18 protein-coding genes are annotated in these 20,965 nt (G+C 40.1%); 13 read left to right on the top strand and 5 right to left on the bottom strand.

The genetic code is table 11. The features are described from left to right. The first annotated feature begins 209 nt into the window (after positions 1–209). Positions 210–1,103 carry a LysR family transcriptional regulator gene (locus H5126_RS16675; RefSeq protein ID WP_182720714.1) on the top strand — a complete coding sequence of 298 codons (894 nt, stop codon included), beginning with the start codon at positions 210–212 and terminating at the stop codon, positions 1,101–1,103. Positions 1,104–1,137: 34 nt separating this feature from the next. On the opposite strand, the gene H5126_RS16680 is transcribed toward H5126_RS16675, so the two are convergent. Both H5126_RS16680 and yegQ read right to left on the bottom strand, forming a co-directional pair. Then, positions 1,138–2,010, bottom strand: coding sequence for an EamA family transporter (locus H5126_RS16680; protein WP_182720713.1), 873 nt, complete (start codon positions 2,008–2,010; stop codon positions 1,138–1,140). 224 nt (positions 2,011–2,234) lie between these two features. Then, the gene (gene yegQ, locus H5126_RS16685) at positions 2,235–3,620 is read right to left on the bottom strand and encodes a tRNA 5-hydroxyuridine modification protein YegQ (RefSeq protein WP_182695233.1); all 1,386 of its coding nucleotides are present in this window, start codon (positions 3,618–3,620) and stop codon (positions 2,235–2,237) included. A gap of 400 nt (positions 3,621–4,020) precedes the next feature. On the opposite strand from yegQ, the gene H5126_RS16690 reads away from it, so the two are divergent. The 10 genes from H5126_RS16690 (at position 4,021) to der (ending at position 15,375) form a co-directional block, all read left to right on the top strand. Further along, positions 4,021–4,695, top strand: coding sequence for a DUF4760 domain-containing protein (locus H5126_RS16690; protein WP_101216260.1), 675 nt, complete (start codon positions 4,021–4,023; stop codon positions 4,693–4,695). A gap of 189 nt (positions 4,696–4,884) precedes the next feature. Continuing rightward, on the top strand, positions 4,885–5,316 hold the full coding sequence (gene ndk, locus H5126_RS16695; RefSeq protein WP_007377442.1) for a nucleoside-diphosphate kinase: 432 nt from the start codon (positions 4,885–4,887) through the stop codon (positions 5,314–5,316). A 170-nt stretch (positions 5,317–5,486) separates the two neighbouring features. Further along, positions 5,487–6,617 carry a bifunctional tRNA (adenosine(37)-C2)-methyltransferase TrmG/ribosomal RNA large subunit methyltransferase RlmN gene (locus H5126_RS16700; RefSeq protein WP_002961289.1) on the top strand — a complete coding sequence of 377 codons (1,131 nt, stop codon included), beginning with the start codon at positions 5,487–5,489 and terminating at the stop codon, positions 6,615–6,617. A gap of 126 nt (positions 6,618–6,743) precedes the next feature. Continuing rightward, positions 6,744–8,582: a type IV pilus biogenesis/stability protein PilW gene (gene pilW, locus H5126_RS16705; RefSeq protein WP_182720712.1), complete on the top strand. Its 1,839-nt coding sequence runs from the start codon at positions 6,744–6,746 to the stop codon at positions 8,580–8,582. Continuing rightward, positions 8,579–9,445, top strand: a complete 867-nt coding sequence (locus H5126_RS16710) for a RodZ domain-containing protein (protein ID WP_002961292.1) — start codon at positions 8,579–8,581, stop codon at positions 9,443–9,445. Before pilW ends, H5126_RS16710 begins: the two co-directional genes overlap by 4 nt. 5 nt (positions 9,446–9,450) lie before the next feature. Continuing rightward, the gene (gene ispG, locus H5126_RS16715; protein ID WP_002961295.1) at positions 9,451–10,569 is read left to right on the top strand and encodes a flavodoxin-dependent (E)-4-hydroxy-3-methylbut-2-enyl-diphosphate synthase; all 1,119 of its coding nucleotides are present in this window, start codon (positions 9,451–9,453) and stop codon (positions 10,567–10,569) included. 136 nt (positions 10,570–10,705) lie between these two features. Continuing rightward, positions 10,706–11,986, top strand: a complete 1,281-nt coding sequence (gene hisS, locus H5126_RS16720; RefSeq protein WP_008168943.1) for a histidine--tRNA ligase — start codon at positions 10,706–10,708, stop codon at positions 11,984–11,986. A gap of 19 nt (positions 11,987–12,005) precedes the next feature. Beyond that, positions 12,006–12,626, top strand: coding sequence for a tetratricopeptide repeat protein (locus tag H5126_RS16725; RefSeq protein ID WP_002961300.1), 621 nt, complete (start codon positions 12,006–12,008; stop codon positions 12,624–12,626). Positions 12,627–12,636: 10 nt separating this feature from the next. Further along, positions 12,637–13,815 (top strand): outer membrane protein assembly factor BamB, encoded by a 1,179-nt coding sequence (gene bamB, locus H5126_RS16730; RefSeq protein WP_002961301.1) that lies wholly within the window; start codon positions 12,637–12,639, stop codon positions 13,813–13,815. Between the two features lie 93 nt (positions 13,816–13,908). Next, entirely contained in the window at positions 13,909–15,375 is a 1,467-nt protein-coding gene (gene der / locus H5126_RS16735) for a ribosome biogenesis GTPase Der (protein ID WP_024597862.1), read from the top strand. Between the two features lie 230 nt (positions 15,376–15,605). Here the strand turns inward: der and H5126_RS16740 are convergent, their stop codons facing one another. The 3 genes from H5126_RS16740 to H5126_RS16750 form a co-directional block, all read right to left on the bottom strand. Then, complete coding sequence (locus H5126_RS16740; RefSeq protein WP_182720711.1) at positions 15,606–16,364, bottom strand: hypothetical protein; 759 nt, start codon at positions 16,362–16,364, stop codon at positions 15,606–15,608. Between the two features lie 99 nt (positions 16,365–16,463). Then, positions 16,464–16,967 (bottom strand): zf-TFIIB domain-containing protein, encoded by a 504-nt coding sequence (locus H5126_RS16745; protein WP_182720710.1) that lies wholly within the window; start codon positions 16,965–16,967, stop codon positions 16,464–16,466. Between the two features lie 27 nt (positions 16,968–16,994). Then, positions 16,995–17,582, bottom strand: coding sequence for a DUF4202 domain-containing protein (locus H5126_RS16750; RefSeq protein ID WP_182720709.1), 588 nt, complete (start codon positions 17,580–17,582; stop codon positions 16,995–16,997). A 228-nt stretch (positions 17,583–17,810) separates the two neighbouring features. On the opposite strand from H5126_RS16750, the gene H5126_RS16755 reads away from it, so the two are divergent. Together H5126_RS16755 and H5126_RS16760 are read left to right on the top strand one after the other, a co-directional pair. Then, entirely contained in the window at positions 17,811–19,538 is a 1,728-nt protein-coding gene (locus H5126_RS16755) for a DUF885 family protein (protein ID WP_182720708.1), read from the top strand. Between the two features lie 119 nt (positions 19,539–19,657). Then, on the top strand, positions 19,658–20,965 hold the full coding sequence (locus tag H5126_RS16760; RefSeq protein WP_182720707.1) for a DASH family cryptochrome: 1,308 nt from the start codon (positions 19,658–19,660) through the stop codon (positions 20,963–20,965).

Here is a 20,965-nt window from a genome sequence, read left to right on the forward strand (position 1 = left end):
TAAAACTACTTTTAATTAATTTGCTGAACAGATTAAGTTACGTTATTTACCAGTGCTTTTATTTTAAGGTCATGAAATCAAAGTTATATAAAATTTGATTGCCTAATTTCAGTTCTCCCCCCTTTAATCTCTAATGAAATATTAAGGCGCCGCTGTTAGTATTAAACAACATAATCAATAATTAAGTCTTAATATGATAAGTGGTTTTGATGGCAGCTAATTATTCTCTCGATGATTTACGTTACTTTTGCACCATAGTAAAACTAGGTAGCTTTAAAAAAGCATCCATAAACCTTGGTATGTCACTATCAACTTTAAGCCGTAGAATACGTTTATTAGAGCAAGCCCTTCAATTAACGTTACTAAATCGAGATGCTCATCGGGTAACACTTACGCATACTGGCGAATTATATTACGACCGCTACCGCAAGTTATTTGACGAAGTAGAGTGTATTGAGCAAGCACTTTGTGATGAGAAAGACCAACCTAAAGGGAAAATTAGGGTCTCAGCACCCATTTACATGGGTAAACACTTTTTAAGTGCTATTTTTTGTGAATTTTTACTGCAATATCCCGATATTCAATTAGATTTACGCTTTTCAAATAATCTTATTGATATTGAAAAAGAAGGGATTGATATCGCGTTTAGAGTAAGAAACCCAGCCATCGATAATTGGGTTATTAGAGAACTTAAGCTTACTCATAACCTGCTTTGTGCTCACCAAAATTATGCTCATCATCCCATCACTCATCCGGAGCAATTAGAAGAACACCCAAAAGTTACGTGCCTTGGGCTAGTCCCGTGGCAGTTAAAAAATCTGCAAACGAGCGAAGAATACAGCTTTAATCCAAACTCGCATGTCCGATTAGAAGTTGATGAAATTCAAATGATGAAACAAGCCGTTGAGTCTGGTGTAGGCATTAGCTACATTCCTGATTATATAGCATTGCCTCTTATTGAAGCCGGAAAGCTTAAACGTATTCTTCCTGACTGGCAAAGTGAAGGGCAGCCATTTTCTATGCTTTATCGCGACAGAAAACAAGTACCTTATCGGGTACGACTATTAATAGAGCATACATTGCAACACTTCAACGAAAAGTAGCAATGTATGCTTTTAAAAAGAAAGCTTTAAACGTTTAAAAACTAAGCCTAAGTACAATTACACCTAAAAATGCTGTTGCTAATCCTATCACTTCTTGGCGTGTAAAAGACTCTTTTAGGATGATGCGTGAGTACAATAAAATTATTAAAATGTTCATCCCTGAAATTGCCGAAACGAGCCCTGTATTACCAATTGCAAAAGCCGATATTATTGCCACCATACCTGCCACGTTTGTTAATCCAATCAGTAACCCGCATGAAAATGTTTTACTCGCAGACCAATACCCTTGAGAAGTGCCTTGCTCTGCTAGCATTTTTTTACGCTTTACTAACCAACTAACAGCAAAAAGAAAACTACCAAAACCAAACATAGACGTTAGCGTTGCAAACGTATCGGCCTCAAGAAGTGTTGATTGCTTACCCATTAAATCATTAAATGCAAAGGCAAGTGCAGCGAGTAATCCCCATTGCGCACCTTGTAGGTTGTTCAACGAAATATCGCTTGAATAACGAATGATATAAAGGCCACCAAAAATAATGAAAAAGCCAATTAATTGAATTGTTGTTAAGGTCTCCTGCCACAATAAAAAAGCAAATAAAAGGACAAACAAAGGCGTCAATCCTGATAAAACACTAATTAAAGACGCTTTACCAACCGAAAACCCCTTATGCAACAAACCATTAGCAGCAAAAGAGCCAAAACCTAACGCTAGCCCAACCGTAATGTCTGCCCAGCCATACCATGTATGTTCAAATACCACAGTACCTAGCGCACTAATAACAAATCCTACAAAAAATACACCGAATAATAATAAGTTACGGTTAATCTTTTTCTGCGACGTCCATTGATACAACACTCCTCGGGCACCAAAAAAAACGGTTGCGAGTAATGCAAAAATTATCCACATACAAAAATGATTCCTTTAAAAAGTAATGGGGTAACAGTGAGGAGCGATTTAACAACACGTGTTAAGTACGAATATCCATTATATTCGCTTTTAAAATTTTATAAATAAGCATTAATGATAAGATAAATTCCATAAATGGTATTTAAAAAATAGCAGATGAAGATATAACTGCTCAGCGTCACTCTATTTAATAAAATAGCTTTGAGCAGTTATTAGAGTGGATCCTAACTGACCTTTTTGAACGGATTACGGGTATCTTGGTGCGCGTCTAGATTACGCATTAAAATAGCGTGATCTAAGTTAATGCCCTCATCTAGCTGGATTTTTACAATATGACCAGAGCCTTTAGCATCGCTAATACTTTTGCCTCTTTTGTTTTCCATATATTCAAGCGTAAAAGTAATGTTACCTTGTGGTGTCATAAGCTCTAAAGAGTGACCAGTACAAAATTTATTTTTAACGTCTATTTCAACTAATCCACTTTCGCAGCGCCCAAGTACTTCACCCACAAATCGCTGCTTAGTTGATACAGAGTGACCGTATTCATAGTTTTGATAATCTTGGTGGGCATGGCGTTTTAAAAAGCCTTCGGTATAACCACGATGCGCCAAGTTTTCTAATGTTTTAAATAAGCTAGTATCAAATGGTTTACCCGAAGCCGCATCGTCTATTGCTTTACGATAAACTTGTGCAGTGCGCGCCACATAATAAAATGACTTAGTACGCCCTTCTATTTTTAAACTATGTACACCCATTTTTGTTAACTGCTCTACGTATTGCACAGCGCGTAAATCTTTGGAATTCATAATATACGTGCCGTGTTCATCCTCAAACGCAGGCATATACTCACCAGGGCGACCTTGTTCCTCTAGAATAAATACATCGTTGCTTGGCGCGCCTTCCCCCAGAGTAGGAATCACCTGTTTGGGGTCAATTTTATGCACCATTTCGCCAGTTTCGTTCTCAACACCAGGCTTTACATCGTAATCCCAGCGACATGCATTAGTACATGTGCCTTGATTTGGATCGCGCTTGTTTATATAACCAGAGAGTAAACAACGCCCCGAATACGCCATACACAGTGCGCCATGTACAAACACTTCAAGTTGGGTGTCTGGGCAGAGTGTGCGTATTTCAGTTATTTCTTCGAGCGACAGCTCCCGCGATAAAATAACGCGTTCAATTCCCTGCTTTGCCCAAAATTGTACACTCGCGTAATTTACCGCATTTGCTTGTACCGATAAGTGAATTGGCATGGCAGGCCACTTTTCACGAACAAGCATAATCAAACCAGGGTCTGACATAATCAGCGCATCGGGCTGCATCGCAATAACAGGTTCTATATCACGTAAATACGATTTAACTTTGGCATTATGCGGCGCAATATTAGACACCACATAAAACTTTTTATTTTGCGCATGGGCTTCACTAATGCCGACTTGCAGAGTGTCTAGGTCAAACTCATTATTACGCACACGCAAACTATAACGAGGCTGCCCCGCATAAACCGCATCTGCGCCATAAGCAAACGCGTAGCGCATGTTTTTTAAACTGCCTGCGGGGCATAACAGTTCAGGTATAAAAGAAGTTAAAGAAGAAACAGTTGGCATGTGCGCTCCATACATCGAACCGAGTATAAGTCGGTTGCATGATTAATTAATTTACAAGCGCGGCATTATAAGAGGCTTTTTATTAACTATTTTGATCAAAGTCAATATTGTCCATTTTTTCAAGATAGAAAAAAGGATAGGTTGCCTACTGAACTAATCGTTAGACCTTCTTAAAAATACCTGCCGGTCTTTTCTAGTAATGGTTGATTTCAACTAATTTATTAGCCATACTTGCGCTTATTACCAACTGTAGACAACAGTATTCGGTAACTATAGGAGAGTTAAAATGTTAATTTCAAAACATAACCCTGAAGAAGAGAAGTGGACTTAAATCCCACATAGCGATTAAAAATAAGAGGCTTAGCCTCTTATTTTGCCTTAAACGGATCAACTGTAGCTGATGGTCAGGCCTTTTTATATATTTTCATTTGCCCTAGCTTCCTTAATTCTACTAACATATATATTCACAATACCCGCTCCGATTATAGCTTCTATAATCGCCTCAATAGTTGCTATATTAGGCTTCACGCTTCAAAAACATATCTCAAGAGAGAAGAACTCTTTGGATTTTGAGGCATCTTATAAGCACAATAAAAAAATAGTCAAAGCTTTCCGTGCCACCAAGGAGCTGAGAACAGCAAAAAAGCTACCTATAAGCAAATACATTCAACTTTCAGACAATCTAGACTTATTACTAAACGAGTGGGAAAGTGTAGCAAATGGTATTTTAGCCAAAACTTTTGATGAAAAACTCTTATACCGAGCATACGGTTCAACCATCATAAACATGTATGACTCATTTCAACCTTACATAATATATTCGCAACAAGAAAATCCAAAATACTTTATTATGTTTACTAGATTGGCCATAAAATGGAAAGTTAGGAGGTTAAAAGAAAAGGCAATTCAATCAAACTTATTGCACTCAAGTTTAAAAGAACTACACACTGCAGCTACAAACTTGAACCTGACATTAAATAAAAACTATCCTTACAATCCCTGTAAGAAACAAGCCATAAAAGAGCTACAAAAAAGAGAACAAGAACTAATTAAAACAATTAAGACTTTGAATTAAAGTTCTAAATGCCCGCTTTAGGATTCTTAATTGGTGTCTTACAAAGCTTTATTTAAAACCGGCATGTACCTACATCACAAAACGGCAACCAAACTGGTTTTTAATAAAATTAGGATTTTTCACTTAAAACGCGTATAATTCGCGCCCGTTAATATTCACACTTTTACTTAAAATTATTGGAGCATAAAGATGGCTTTAGAACGTACTTTTTCAATCGTAAAACCTGATGCAGTTGCTAAAAACCACATTGGCGCTATCTACAACCGTTTCGAATCTGCTGGCCTTAAAATCGTTGCAGCTAAAATGGTTCACCTTTCACAAGAGAAAGCTGAAGGTTTCTACGCAGAACATAGCGAACGTCCTTTCTTTGGCGCTTTAGTATCTTTCATGACATCTGGTCCAGTAATGGTTACAGTTCTTGAAGGCGAAAACGCTGTTCTTAAAAACCGTGAAATCATGGGTGCTACTAACCCTGCTGAAGCACTAGCTGGCACTTTACGTGCAGACTACGCTGATAGCATCGACGAAAACGCTGTTCACGGTTCTGATGCTGTTGAATCTGCTGCTCGCGAAATCGCGTACTTCTTCGCTGACGAAGAGCTTTGTTCACGTACTCGTTAATTCGAATTCGTTAACAAAATGAAAAGGGCTTTCGGGCCCTTTTTTAGTCATTACGCAAAGTATTCATAAGTGCATTTTTTGATATTTTACTTAATGATTAAAGTGAGTGAATTGTGTACAATTCGTCCTCGTAAATTTTTATCTCCACCGTCACCGATTGAGGTTGTTTCATGACCGAGCAAAAAAAGATTAACTTATTAGATTTAAACCGAGATGCAATGCGCGAGCTATTTGCATCGTTCGGTGAAAAGCCGTTTCGTAGTGACCAGGTGATGAAATGGATTTATCATTTTGGCGTAGATAACTTCGACGAAATGACTAACGTAAATAAAAAGCTTAAAGAAAAGCTTAAAGCTGAGTGCGAAATTGTAGCGCCAGAAATAACAGTTCGCCAACAAGCAAGCGACGGTACTATTAAGTACGCGCTTATTCTTGAAGGCGGCCAAGAAGTAGAAGCCGTTTGGATCCCTGAAAAAGAGCGCGCTACGTTATGTGTATCATCACAAGTGGGTTGTGCGCTTGAATGTACTTTTTGTTCTACTGCTCAACAAGGCTTTAACCGTAACTTAAAAGTATCTGAAATTATTGGCCAAGTTTGGCGTGTAGCTAAAGATATAGGCCTTGATGGTCATAGCGAAAAGCGCCCAGTGACTAATGTTGTGATGATGGGTATGGGCGAGCCTTTACTTAATCTTAAAAACGTAGTGCCAGCAATGGAACTAATGATGGACGATTGGGGCTTTGGTTTATCTAAGCGCCGCGTAACATTAAGTACTTCAGGCGTTGTACCTGCTCTTGATTTACTAAAAGAAAAAATTGACGTAGCACTGGCTATATCACTTCACGCACCAGATAACGCACTGCGTGATATTTTAGTGCCTGTTAATAAAAAGTACCCTATTGAAGAGTTTTTAGCGGCGTGTCGTCGTTATATCGACGGTTCAAAAGCTAATAAAGACGTAACTGTTGAATACGTTATGCTTAATGGCATTAACGACAGCACTGATCAAGCGCATGCATTAGTACAAACGTTAAAAGGCACACCGTCTAAGGTAAACCTTATTCCGTTTAACCCGTTCCCGGGTAACGAGTACACACGCTCAAGTAATAGCCGTATCGACCGCTTTTCAAAAGTACTACAAGCTGCAGGTGTAACCTGTATTGTGCGCCGTACTCGCGGTGATGATATTGACGCAGCTTGCGGTCAGTTAGTCGGTGACGTAGTTGACCGTACTAAACGTTTAGCTAAAAAGAAAATCCGCGACGATAACGCGATTGCCGTTAATATCCACCAAGCATAATCTGTAACAGCCTTATATGAATAAACCATATAAGGCTGTTAAGTTGTTTATTTTTAAATAAATGATGCAAGAGTAAAGCTTTTAGGTAAGATAGGCGACATGGACTAAAAATAAAGAGATAAGGTAATGCGATCTATACTTGCTATAACACTATCAACACTTGCCCTAAGTGGCTGTGTGAGCGAAAGTAGTTATAACGGCAGTAATAAACCCGTCGTCGAAAATAAAGTTAATAATACTGGCGCAGCACGAACACGAATTGCTTTAGCCCTACAGTATTTAAAAACGGGTAATAATTCTCAAGCCAAATACAATTTAGAACGTGCAGCAGCATTTGCTCCTGACCTACCTGAAGTACATTACTCTCTTGCTTATTACTACCAACAAGTGGGCGAAAACCCGCTAGCTGATAAAGCCTACCAAAAAGCACTTGAAATCAAGCCAGACGATCCTAACACCCTCAATAACTACGGTGTGTTTTTATGTGGTATTGATGAATACGATCGTGCAACTGATCAATTTTTAAAAGCCATTGAAGTACCAAGTTATATTCGTGTTGCCGAAAGCTACGAAAATTTAGCCCTGTGTGCTATTGAATTTGATGACTTTGAAAATGCAGAAAGCTACTTTCAGCAGGCACTTAATCACAGCTCTCAGCGTACATCTACATTAATTAGCTTAGCCGCACTGTATTACGCTAAAAGTGACTTGTACAAAGCCAGTGAACTTTTAAAACGCTATGAAAGTACGGGTCAAGTATCTTCTCGCGCATTAATGCTTAGCTATCTTGTAAAAAACCGAATGGGCAGAATTGAAGAAGCTGAAAAAATTTCCAACACTATTTTGCAAACTTACTCTACCAGTAACGAAGCCTATGCGTTAAAAGAGAAAAGAACACGTTTTAATGAGTTTGAAATACTGCGAGAAAAATACCGTAAAGCGCAGTTAAAAGAACTAAAAAATGACGCAAGCGGCGCACACGTTAGTTCAAAACCAAAAATAAAAGTTATTAGAAAGAAACGTTCGCCAGAGGACGGTTCAACAAGCTTGGTAACAAACAACGAGCAAAAGACAGATAAAAATCTCGCAACAGCAAATAACCAAGATGTAAATCCAGTTATAGCAAGAGAAAAGCAAGCTCAAGCATTGCCAAATACGCTCATTACGCAAGCCGACGAAGCAACCGTAATAGCAAAACAAGTAACAACCCAAAAAGAAGAAGCTCCTAAAGTCGTCGCGCCAAGCAACCCTACCGATACATCGGCTGTTATGCTTGCACTTACTACTGAGCACGACTCTGCAGATTCTATAGTAGCAGCGCCTGAAAAAGCGCAACCTGTTTTAGAACCTCAAAAAGAAGTTATAGCAACAAAACAACCGGCTAAAGCCGATGACGAGGTAACAATAATCTCGTTTGGCGCACCTAAAACAGGCCAGTTTAATTCGCAGCAAACTAGTAACTACAGTAATTCTGCACCTGCAGTTACGAATCAAAAAAACAGTAGTGACGTGGTATTCTACGAAGCGACTAAAAATACAACCGTTTTTGAAAACAGCAACTATCAAAATAATGCTGATATTGAATTTAAAAGCTACGAAGCAGTGCAAAAAACTGAGCTTCCAATGCTTAATCCTAAAGTATCGCCTTTACGCGTGCCATTTCATGTAATTGCTGTTGGCGAAAACCTATTTAGCATTTCGGTGCGATACAATGTTAAACTACAAAAACTCCTGCAATGGAATGGTTTAAAAGAGTCGGATCGGGTAATGAATGGAAGTAAAATATACCTAAACGATCCTAATATTTATTACGAAATTAAAGCTGGTGATTCCCTTTACGATATAGCTACCCAGCGGCATGTATTAATTGATGAATTAATGCGATGGAATAAATTAAGTCCTGATATAGCATTAAAACCAGGGCACAGACTTTTACTAGTGGATCCAGACTCATACACATTATGAATGAAGAAAATACGCAAACACAGAGCGAACAGCCAACTGTAGGCCAAATACTAAAAAATCATAGAGAGCAAGCAAACGTTAGCATCGCAACTATCGCTGCACCGTTAAAGCTGTCTGAACTTCAAATTAAACGCCTTGAAAATGATGAATTTGCGTTACTAGGCCCTATCACTTTTGTTAAAGGCTATATAAAAAATTATTGCCGTGAATTAAAAGTCGATAGCGCACCTATATTAGCAATGATGCCGGCCCCACCAGAGCCGACCAAGCCCGCTAATATGCAAAGCTTTTCGCGCCGAACAGAAAAAGAAGCAAGCGACAGCCGTTTAATGTTTTTTAGTTATTTAATTTTAGCGATTGTTATTGGCTCATCTGCTTTATGGTTTTGGCAAAACGCCACCCCCATTGAAGAGCAAACCAGTAAAATAAACGTTGCCAACTCAATAATGAGTGAACGACAAGCAGCTCAACCCAGTATTTTACAGCAACAGCAACAAGCCGAAATTAACGACGAATCACTATTAGAATCAAAAGATACGCTTGAAACATCAACAAGCTCAGAAGCCGTTACAGAAACGGCTCCTATTACATCTAACAACGAAAGTCAAGAAGATGCTAGCAGTACAATTGTTATGAACTTTAACGGCGAAAGTTGGGTTGAAATTTACGATGGCGAAGGCGAAAAAATAGCATTCGGCGTTAAAAAAGCAGGCTACATTATGACCGTAAGCGGAACGCCTCCTTTTTCAGTTGTGCTTGGTAAGCATGACGCTGTAGACATTACTTTAAACGGCGAACCTGTAGATGTTTCTGCATTTCCTAAAAACCGTTTAGCCAAATTTACATTACCACTAGCAGAGTAGTCGCTATGTTTTCAGAATCCCCAATTAAACGCAGAAAATCCACCCGTATCAATGTAGGTAACGTCCCTATTGGTGACGGCGCCCCTATTGCTGTGCAATCAATGACCAATACCGACACCATGGATGTTGATGCAACCGTTGCACAAATTCAGGCAATACAAGATGCAGGTGCCGACATAGTGCGTGTATCAGTACCGACTATGGACGCAGCTGAAGCGTTTAAAAGTATTAAAGAACAAGTGACTATTCCGCTAGTAGCCGATATTCACTTTGATTACCGTATAGCCTTAAAAGTGGCAAAGTACGGCGTAGATTGTCTGCGCATAAACCCAGGTAATATAGGTAGCGAAGAGCGTATAAGAGCTGTGGTCGATTCTGCTCGCGAGCATAACATTCCTATTCGTATTGGTGTAAATGGTGGCTCACTTGAGCGCGACTTACAAGAAAAATATGGCGAGCCTACACCTGAAGCCTTATTAGAATCAGCAATGCGCCATGTAGATATATTACGCCGCCTTGATTTTGACCAATTTAAAATATCGGTAAAAGCATCAGACGTATTTTTAGCGGTAGGCGCCTATCGCTTACTCGCTAAAGAAATAGACCAACCACTGCATTTAGGTATTACCGAAGCGGGCGGCATGCGATCTGGCTCGGTTAAATCAGCCGTAGGTTTAGGTATGCTACTTGCTGAAGGTATTGGCGATACACTGCGAGTGTCGCTTGCAGCTGACCCTGTTCAAGAAATTAAAGTAGGTTTTGATATTTTAAAATCGCTGCGCATACGTTCGCGCGGTATTAACTTTATTGCATGCCCTAGCTGTTCTCGTCAAGAATTTGATGTAGTAAGCACCATGAACCAGCTAGAAGAGCGCCTTGAAGATATTATTGAGCCTGTATCGGTTTCGGTAATTGGCTGTGTTGTAAACGGCCCAGGTGAAGCACTCGTTAGTGATATAGGCCTTGCCGGTGCAAACCGTCGCTCAGGTTTATACATTAATGGTGAGCGCCAAAAAGCACGTATTGACAACAACAATATTGTTGACCAACTCGAAGGCTACGTGCGCGACTTTATTGCTCAAAAAGAGCAGCAAACACCTATCGATATTAAAATAGTCGAATAAATACCGTATAAAGCGCCAAACAGCGGTGTTTGGCGTTTACCTTTATGACCAGAACGCTATAATAGCGGGTCAATTTTTAGCATTCTTGTTGTGTAAGCATTTTTTATTACACATAAACAGCATTTAGGATTTATCAGTGGCAAAACAAATTCAGGCAGTTCGCGGTATGAACGATTGTCTGCCGGGCGATACACAAGTTTGGCAGAAAGTAGAAAGCATTTTACGCGAGACAGTAGCATCGTTCGGTTATCAAGAAATTCGTTTTCCTATTGTAGAATCAACCGACTTATTCAAACGCTCTATTGGTGAAGTTACCGATATAGTAGAAAAAGAAATGTACACCTTTGCCGATCGCAATGGCGACTTATTAACACTTCGCCCAGAAGGCACCGCAGTATGCGTACGTGCTGGCAACCAAAATGGCTTACTATATAACCAAGAACAACGCCTTTGGTACATGGGTCCAATGTTTCGTCACGAACGTCCGCAAAAAGGTCGTTACCGTCAGTTTCACCAATTTGGTTTAGAAACATTTGGTATTGCCACAGCCGACATAGACGCAGAAGTTATTTTATTAACAGCGCAACTATGGGAAGCCTTTGGTATTACTGACCACGTTCGTTTAGAGCTAAATTCTTTAGGCTCTAACGAAGCGCGTGCAGATTACCGTGATGCGTTAGTAGCCTACCTTGAGCAACATATTGACGTGCTTGATGAAGACTCAAAACGTCGTATGTATTCAAACCCATTACGCGTACTTGATAGCAAAAACCCAGACGTACAAGCAATTTTAACTGATGCGCCTAAATTGTCTGAAAACTTAGACGCTGAATCAAAAGAACATTTTGAAAATTTATGTGAACGTTTAGACGCTGCTGGCGTCTCATATACGGTTAATGAAAAGTTAGTACGTGGTTTAGACTACTACAACCGCACCGTATTTGAATGGGTAACCGACAGCTTAGGCGCACAAGGCACTGTATGTGCTGGCGGTCGTTACGACGGCTTAGTTGAACAGCTTGGCGGCAAAGCAACCCCAGCAGTTGGTTTTGCAATGGGTCTAGAGCGCTTAGTGTTATTACTACAAGCGCTTGAGTGTGTAGGTGACATTCGTCGTAATGCTGATGTATATTTAGCAGCAATGGGCGACAAAGCAAGCATTCAAGCTCCTGCAATTGCAGCGCAACTACGTAAAGACGTACCAGGTTTACGCGTTATGGTGCATGCGGGCGGCGGCAACTTTAAAAAACAATTAAAACGTGCTGATAAAAGCGATGCACTTGTTGCAGTGATTATTGGTGAAGATGAATTAGAAAAAGGCGTTGTGACCATCAAGTATTTACGCGAGCGTAAAGAACAAGTCACATTAGAATTAGAACAAGCTAAAGCGCTATTAGCTGAGCTTATTAACGGCTAAGCGAACATTAGAGGTAAGAATGGATATTTATTCAACAGAAGAACAACAAGCAGAAGCCATTAAACGCTTTTTCCGTGAAAACGGCATTTCACTTGCACTAGGCATACTTGTTGGCCTTGGTGGCTTATATGGCTGGAAAGCATATAACCAAAACCAAATTACTACCGCTGAAAAAGCATCAGATTCATATACAGCGCTTGTTGAAAGCGACGATGTATTATCTTCAGCTGATGCGTTTATTAGCGAAAATAAAGATACAAACTACGCAACACTTGCTGCATTTGTTGCTGCAAAAGACGCTGTAGAAGCAAAAAAATTAGACGTAGCAAGCGAAAAGCTAAGCTGGATAGTGTCTAATACTGAAAATACAGAATTAAAAGCAATTGCGATTACACGTTTAGCGCGAATTCAAATTGCACAAACTAACTATGACGATGCATTAACTACATTAAATGCACCATTACCTGAAGCATTCAATGCAAACGTTGCCGAGCTTAAAGGCGACATTTACACACAGCAAGGTAACAAAGATCAAGCACGTACTGCATACCAAGCAGCAATAGATGCGGGTGGATTAACAAGTAACCCACTATTACAAATTAAGTTAGATGACCTAGCAGTAACTAGCCCAGCGGCATAAGGTTTTAGGCATGAAAAAATTTACAACAGCAGCCCTTGCCCTATGTATGGCAACACTGATGGGTTGTTCATCAAGTGATGATGAAGATGAACTAGTACTTCCTGAAATTGTAAACCAATTTGAAACTGACGTTGTTTGGCAAGAATCTGTCGGTGATGGCGTAGAGCATTACTTTTCTCGTTTAACACCAGCTGTTTACAAAGATACTGTATATGTTGCTAGCCGCGAAGGCCAAGTAGAAGCGCTTTCGCTTACTAACGGCGATACCAAGTGGGAAACCGATGTACGCCAAGATTTATCGTTTTGGCCATGGGCTGACAACGGTAATGCAAAATTATCAGGTGGTATTTTGCAAGCCTATGGTAAAATTTATATAGGTTCTGAACACGGCTTTATTATTGCTCTTGATCGCGAAACCGGTGAAGAAGTTTGGCGTAAGAATGTACCAGGCGAATCACTGTCTAAACCGACAGCAGGCGATGGCTTAATATTTGTAAATTTAGGCTCTGGTAAATTGTTAGCCCTTCACCCAGATACGGGCGAAGAGCGTTGGAGTTTTGAACAAGAAGTTCCACCACTAACATTACGCGGACAAAGCTCGCCAACTGTTGCTAATGGTGGTGTATTAGTAGGCCTTGAAACAGGCAAGCTAAGCGTTTTAATTTCAGACAGTGGTTACTCAGCATGGAGCGCAGAAATTGCGGTTGCTAAAGGCGCATCAGAATTTGAACGCCTAGTTGACGTAGACACTCAACCGCTTATTAGCGGTCCATACGCTTACGCTATAGCTTACAACGGCAACTTAGCTGCTGTAGATATTCGCTCTGGCAACGTAGTTTGGAAACGTGAGTACAGCAGCTACCGCGAAATTGCGATGGATGCACAAACAATTTATTTAGTAGATAGCGATGGTGTTATTTACGCATTAGATAAAAATTCAGGTATTGAACGTTGGAGCCAACCCGCTCTACGTGGTTGGTACCTAACAGGCCCTGCAGTTGCAGGTAGCCACTTAGCTTTAGGCGACCAAGAAGGTAACCTACATTGGCTAAATAAAGAAACTGGCGAGCTAGTATCTCGAGAAGACTTTGACAGCTCAGGCTTTTTTGTTGAGCCAGTTGTTGCCGACGATAAGCTAATTTTATACACCCGTGATGGTGAAGTTAGTATGGTAAAAATACCAAACTAACTGACTGCTATTAGTATAACCTGCTAATAGTTAATTGTTTTTTGTAAGGCTTCGCACTGCGAAGCCTTTTGTTGTTTTTTAAAGAGGTAGTTTATGCTTCCCGTGATCGCTCTAGTTGGGCGACCCAATGTGGGCAAGTCCACATTATTTAACCGTTTAACACGTACTCGTGATGCACTCGTAGCCGATTTTCCAGGTTTAACACGAGATAGAAAATATGGCCAAGCTAGTTACGATGGCTATGAATTTATCGTGGTAGACACGGGCGGTATTGATGGCTCAGAAGAAGGCATCGAAATCGAAATGGCAGATCAATCTCTGCTAGCCATTGAAGAAGCCGACATTGTTCTGTTTTTAGTAGATGCTCGTGTAGGTATGACCGTAGCTGACCAAGCCATTGCTAATCACTTGCGTAAACAAGAGAAAAAGTGCTTTGTTGTTGCCAATAAAACCGATGGCATTGATGCAGATTCAAACTGTGCTGAATTTTACCAATTATCATTAGGTGAAATACATCACATTGCAGCTGCACATGGCCGTGGTATTACCCTATTACTTGAACAAACACTTCAGCCGCTTATTGCTGAACTAGCTGCTCAAGATGAAGAAGTAACAGGTGATGACGAAGAATTAATCGATCTTTACGAAGAAGGCGAAGGTGATGATACCGATCATCAAGCGTTTGCAGACAAACCTGTAAAGCTTGCTATTATTGGTCGCCCTAACGTTGGTAAGTCAACACTTACAAACCGTATATTGGGTGAAGATCGTGTAATTGTATATGATATGCCAGGTACAACGCGCGATTCTATTTATATTCCAATGACGCGTAACGACAAAGAGTATGTGTTAATTGACACAGCCGGTGTTCGTAAGCGTAAAAAAGTAAGTGACGTAGTTGAAAAGTTCTCAGTAATTAAAACATTACAAGCAATCGAAGATTGTAACGTGGTTTTACTTGTTGTGGATGCGCGCGATGGTATTTCTGATCAAGACTTAAGCTTATTAGGTTTTGCGCTTAACTCAGGTCGTTCGCTGGTTATTGCCGTTAATAAATGGGATGGGCTTGACGACTACGTTAAAGATCGTATTAAAACAGAGCTTGATCGCCGTTTAGGCTTTATTGACTTTGCACGCTTACACTTTATATCTGCACTTCACGGTACAGGTGTTGGTCATTTATTTGAATCGGTTGATGAAGCGTACGAGTCAGCAACTAAGCGTATTAGCACCGCAATGCTTCGCCGTATTATGGATATGGCACAGGCCGATCACCAGCCGCCACTTGTTCGTGGTCGTCGTGTTAAGCTTAAATATGCGCATGCCGGTGGTTATAACCCGCCACGTATTGTAATTCATGGTAACCAAGTTCACGATTTACCAGATAGCTACAAACGCTACCTGATGAACTACTACCGTAAAGCACTTAAAATTATGGGCACCCCAATCAAAATTGAATTTAGAGAAGGTGATAACCCATTTGCAGGGCGTACTAATAAAGTAACGCTTTCGCAAAAACGTAAAATACGTGCGTTTGCAAAAGAAAACCGTAATAAATAAACTGCATAAGCGTTAATTTATTACAAAAAAAACGGCGTACTATTTAGTACGCCGTTTTTTATGCTTTATACCAATTAGCTTAATTAAGTGATCTATTTTGAGATTTGAAAAACATGTTGCTAGCTAGGCAAAAAATTCGCTATTTAGTGGTTCAAAATGAGAATTTTTAACGCAGGGAGCGACATATTTAGCTCCGCAAAATGATTAAGTATTATTGCAGATAAGTACGCTTATAATCCTTCATATTCAGCTTCCCTTGGCTTTAAAATATGTTCTTGGCAAGTCATTTTGTTCCAACAATCCGTTTCAGGTACGCCGTAATACCAGGCTCTAAAAATCGGTTGATATTTTTCAATAACCCGTTGTTGCATACGTTTTGAAAAATGAGGTAAGTACATAGTTTTGATCACCGTAATGTGCCTTTTAATCGTCTTTCCTAAATTAAAGCGCGCTTGGCGATACCGAATGTCTGCTTTTTTATATTCCCTGCTATCAGGTGTAAAGTTTTGCATGTCTTGTTTAGGGCCAGTCGCCCAGCCAGCTACTTTATTCATTTGTTCAGCAAACGGCTTAACGGTAAACGTAATATGAATAGGGTCATCAGCATCGGTGGGCCCAAAACCTCGCGGAAATCCGCCTTGGTGATAATTAGGATGGGTAACCGTAAACTCAATCGATGCATAGGCGTTGGGCTGTAATAAATCCAAACGCTCCCGTGGGAAGGTAATTGGCTCATTAGCATAGGCAGCTTTAAAATACTTATAACCAAAATCAATACCACAGCTACTATGACCACACGACTCTGAATAGGCCGACTTTATCAAAAAAGGCAATTCTGGCACTGAGCCATCTTCTGTTTCAATCGTCACAACAATAGGCCCACGATAACCATGTGCCTTATCAAATACCGTAGTGCAACTTGTTGTCAAAAAACACGCCAGTAGCACACAGTAAAATTGCAGTGCTACTTTACGCTTATAATCCTTCATACTCAGCCTTCCTTGGTTTTAAAATTTGTTCTTGCAAGTAATGCTTTTATTAGCAGCACCTGCATGCTTAAAATTAATGTAGCATTCAAGACTACTTTATTACTCAAAATTAAGTAATGCCAATTGCACCAGCCGTTCAACTGTGGAGCCTTGAACGTTTTTAGGCGCTTTAGGGTAATACTTTGATTTTGGTGGCTTAATAGTTATAAAGCCATGATTGGTTGCCATTTCATGTGCTAACAGCTTTCGCTCTCGGGGTGTTAAGTGGTTTTCGTGTATTTTTGCCAGCTCACCACTATCAAGCCATATTCCTGCACAACCCGGGCACTCGTCTATCTCAACTACTTTGAGCGGTGAAAAATACCGGCGCATCATCACTATGCTTGCGCACTTTGGGCAATTTACTCGCGATGATACATCGCCCTCACCTTCAATGTAATTACTCAAATACTTAAGTAATACCTGACCATGCTTTAACTCTGGAGAGCTAAACTTAAAAATTTGGCTGTTATCAAAAAATACGCCGCCTTGCGCTGACGTAAAAACAGTAATGCCGCCAACAAGTAAAGGTTCAAGTGGCGTATTACTACGAGGACAATACATTTAAAATTCCTTTTTATTTATGTTCTTTTACTCAAGCGCTTTATGAATAAGCCCAACAAGCGGCGCTGGCAATGTAATATTACCTGCAAGTACAAACTCATGCGCGTCATCTGACATTTTTTGCCATGTACGGCGAATAATCCCTATCCATTTCTCTTCATTGTAATCTGGTTTTGCATTGGCAAACCCAAGCATGTAATGCTCAATAAATACCAGGCTTGCTACATCTTCTACTAATTGGCTATCTGGGTTACGTTTAATATTTTTTTTAGCGACTGCATCGTACACTCTGTTTTGCTCAGCCTCGCTGTACCCTGCTTGCTGCATAAGCGCTACAACACTACTTGCATGAAATATATAAAGAGCACTACGCCATTGATGATAACCCTGTTTGTTCATTTCAAAGTCGCTACGTGGCGACTTCCAACGCTGAATATGTTGCGCACGCACTGCAATTTGCATGAGTTCATCGGCATCAGGCTTAAAGCGAGTTAGCATGTCGCTCATACGCTGTGAGTATAAATACTCTTTTGGAAAACTTTCTCCATTGTGCTGCTCAGTATTCGGGTCTTGGTTATTAGCTTCATCAATCAGCGTTATTACTTTATTAAACATGACGGTCATTTATTGTAATTAGTTTTAATCATTCTAAACGCTGGTAAAACAATAAACTAGTGCCCCACTCACTTCAGCGGTGAAATTTGTTCAATCAAAAAGTAAAGCCAATTAATACAGGTTATAAAATTAAGCGCATTAATAAAGTTAACTTGGTACTATATTAAGTACAAATTAAAAACAAAAAAGCGCGACAAATAACAATTAACTCGCCAATAACGGATGACTATGTTTAAAAAAAGTATTTTAGCTATTTGTTTAGCTGTTGCACCACTACCAAGCCTAGCCGACAGTAACACTGATTTAAAAACGATTATTGATAACCATTGGCAAAATGCAAAAGCCGAAAAAATATTCTTTCGTACCGATCCAGACGGCTGGAAACCCAGTGGTACATTGCCACATTGGACCGAGCAAGCCATTGCGAAGCGCCAAGCTTACAACAACAGTGTGTTAAAAAACTTAGCTAGTATTGACCCTAAAACGCTCAATAGCGAGCAGCTAATGAACTATCGTTTATTTAAATATGAGCGAGAAACAGAGCAGCAAAGCTACCTTTTTCAAGATAAGTATTTTCAAGTTAACTTTTTAAGTGGCTGGCATACTTATTTTGCCGAAGCACCGGCTAACATGGCATTTTTAACACCCGACGATTACAACGCATTTTTAATCAGCCTTGCCGACTACCCTCGATTTAATCAGCAAAATATTGATTTAATGAAAGAAGGTATAAAAACAGGCTTTACTCATTACTGCAAAACCTTTGAAAATTACAGCCAAAGCATTAGCGCGCATATTGTTAAGCAACCTGAAAAAAGTGCCCTTTACGAGCCCTTTACACGTATACCAAATACGTTTACAGCAGAGCAAAAGGCCACATACCAAAACAAAGCAAAAGCCTTAATTAGCTCAAAAGTAGTCCCTGCTTATCAGCACTTTTACGACTTTTTTGAAAACGATTACATGCCTAACTGTAGAGCGCAGCCGGGTATTTCAAGCGTTAAAGGCGGGCTTGAGTATTACAAATATGCAGTTAATTACTACACCACAACAGACGCCACGCCAAAGCAAATACACGAACTAGGCTTAAAAGAAGTCGCGCGTATAAAAACGCAAATGCAAAACATTATTGATGAAGTAGGTTTTGATGGCACATACAGCGATTTTTTAGAATTTTTAGCAACCGATGAGCAATTTTACGCAACAGACGCACAAGACCTGCTTGAAAAAACAGCCTTTATTACGCAAAAAATGTATGGCAAATTACCAACCTACTTTAATCATTTACCGCGTAACACCTTTACAATAAAAGGCTCAGCGAGTCGTGGCGCGTTTTATATGCCACCGGCTGATAATCGCTCACCGGGTACTTACTTTTTAGCCTCAACACCTAAGCTACAGCCTTTGTATAATTTAGAAGCACTAAGCCTACACGAAGCAATACCAGGGCATCATTTACAAAACGCTATTGCTATGGAGTTAAATGTACCCGAATTTAGACGCACACTTAGCCACTCTGCATTTGGCGAAGGTTGGGCACTATACACAGAGCGCTTAGGTAAAGAAGCCGGCTTTTATCAAAACCCATACAGCGACTTTGGTCGTTTAGGTTACGAAATGTGGCGCGCAGTAAGACTTGTTGTTGATACCGGTATTCATGCATTTGGCTGGAGCCGCCAAAAGGCTATTGACTACTTGGCAGATCACACTGCATTGCCACAAAGCGCGGTGGAGGATCAAATAGATCGTTATATTTCATGGCCTGGCCAAGCGCTTTCGTACAAAATGGGCGAGCTAAAAATACGCGAACTGCGTGCAAAAGCCGAAAAAGAGCTAGGTGCTAAGTTTGATATTCGCAGCTTTCACGACACCGTAATCGGCCAAGGCTCGCTGCCTATGGAAGTATTAGAAGACGTAATAAACGATTGGATAGAAAAACAAAAATCGGCTATTTAACATTCAAGGAGGCGGTATTATTTGCCGCCTCTTTTTAAAACCCTCTTAAACACCTCAAAACTAATCCCTACCCGCTTTTGCTTCGTAAAGTTAATGATTACAAAAACCTGAGTAAACCTATGAGCAAACGCATTTTATATTGGCTACAAAACGATTTACGAATAGACGACAACCCTATTTTAAGCGAACTTGCTACTGAGCAATGCGCGCTCGATATTGTATTTGTTATAAACCCGCACTGGTTTAAAAATAATAACTATCAACAAAAGCCGTATGGCGTGCATAAACAGCAGTTTTTAATGCAAAGCTTGTATGAACTCCAACAAGCACTTATTGAGCGCGGGCAAACACTGCATGTACTTGAAGGCGAACCTGTATCGCTTTTGAAAGCGCGTATTAATGAGCAAAATATTGATGAAGTTGTATACGGCGAGCAATTTGGCCTGTACGAGCAACGCCAAATAAACTTACTCAAAGCACATTTCCCTAATACTAAATTTGCAGGGTCGCAGCAAGACACGCTCTTTAAACAAAGTGACCTACCGTTTGATTTAAGCGAATTACCTAAACACTTTACCCCGTTTCGTAAAAAGGTAGAGGCCGCCACTAGCCCCATTTCACTTTCAACATTACCAAACGGTTTGCTCCCTCAGCCAATAACCTTGTGCGCTAAAAAACCTTTAGAGCGTATAGCAAATAATGGCGTAATGCATGGCGGGTTTAAAAGTGCGCAAACACATTTAAAGCAATACTTTTCAGGTTTACTACCAAGTACTTATAAAATAACTCGAAACGAGCTTGATGGCTTTAATAACACCACAAAATTTAGTACCTGGCTTGCTTTAGGTTGTGTAAGTGCGCGGCAAGTTTATAAAGCAGTTGAGGCGTACGAACATAGTCAAATAACAAACGAGTCTACTTACTGGATTAAATTTGAATTGCTATGGCGAGAGTATTTTAAATGGCATGCACTTAAGGCAGGTAAAAGCCTGTTTAGCTTTAAAGGCCAAAAGCAAACAAAACCCCTTACTACATTTATGCCAAACCGCTTTGCTACGTGGTGTAATGGCTCAACACCCTACCCATTAGTCAATGCCATTATGAATGAGCTTAATGCTACGGGTTATATATCAAATAGAGCAAGGCAAATTGCAGCAAGCTGCTTAGTAAACGAGCTTGGCCTTGATTGGCGATACGGCGCAGCTTATTTTGAACAGCAACTGATTGATTACGATGTAGCCGCTAATTGGGGTAATTGGCAATATATAGCAGGTGTAGGCGTAGATCCGCGTGGTGGTAGGCACTTTAATATTGAAAAACAAACGTTACAGTTTGACCCGCACGCTGTTTACATTAATAAATGGCAAGGCAATGAAAATACCAGCACGCAGCTGGATACCTTAAACGAAGTTGATTGGCCAATTTAA

Source organism: Pseudoalteromonas sp. SG45-3, from assembly GCF_014164075.1.
Classification (GTDB): Bacteria; Pseudomonadota; Gammaproteobacteria; order Enterobacterales; family Alteromonadaceae; genus Pseudoalteromonas; species Pseudoalteromonas distincta.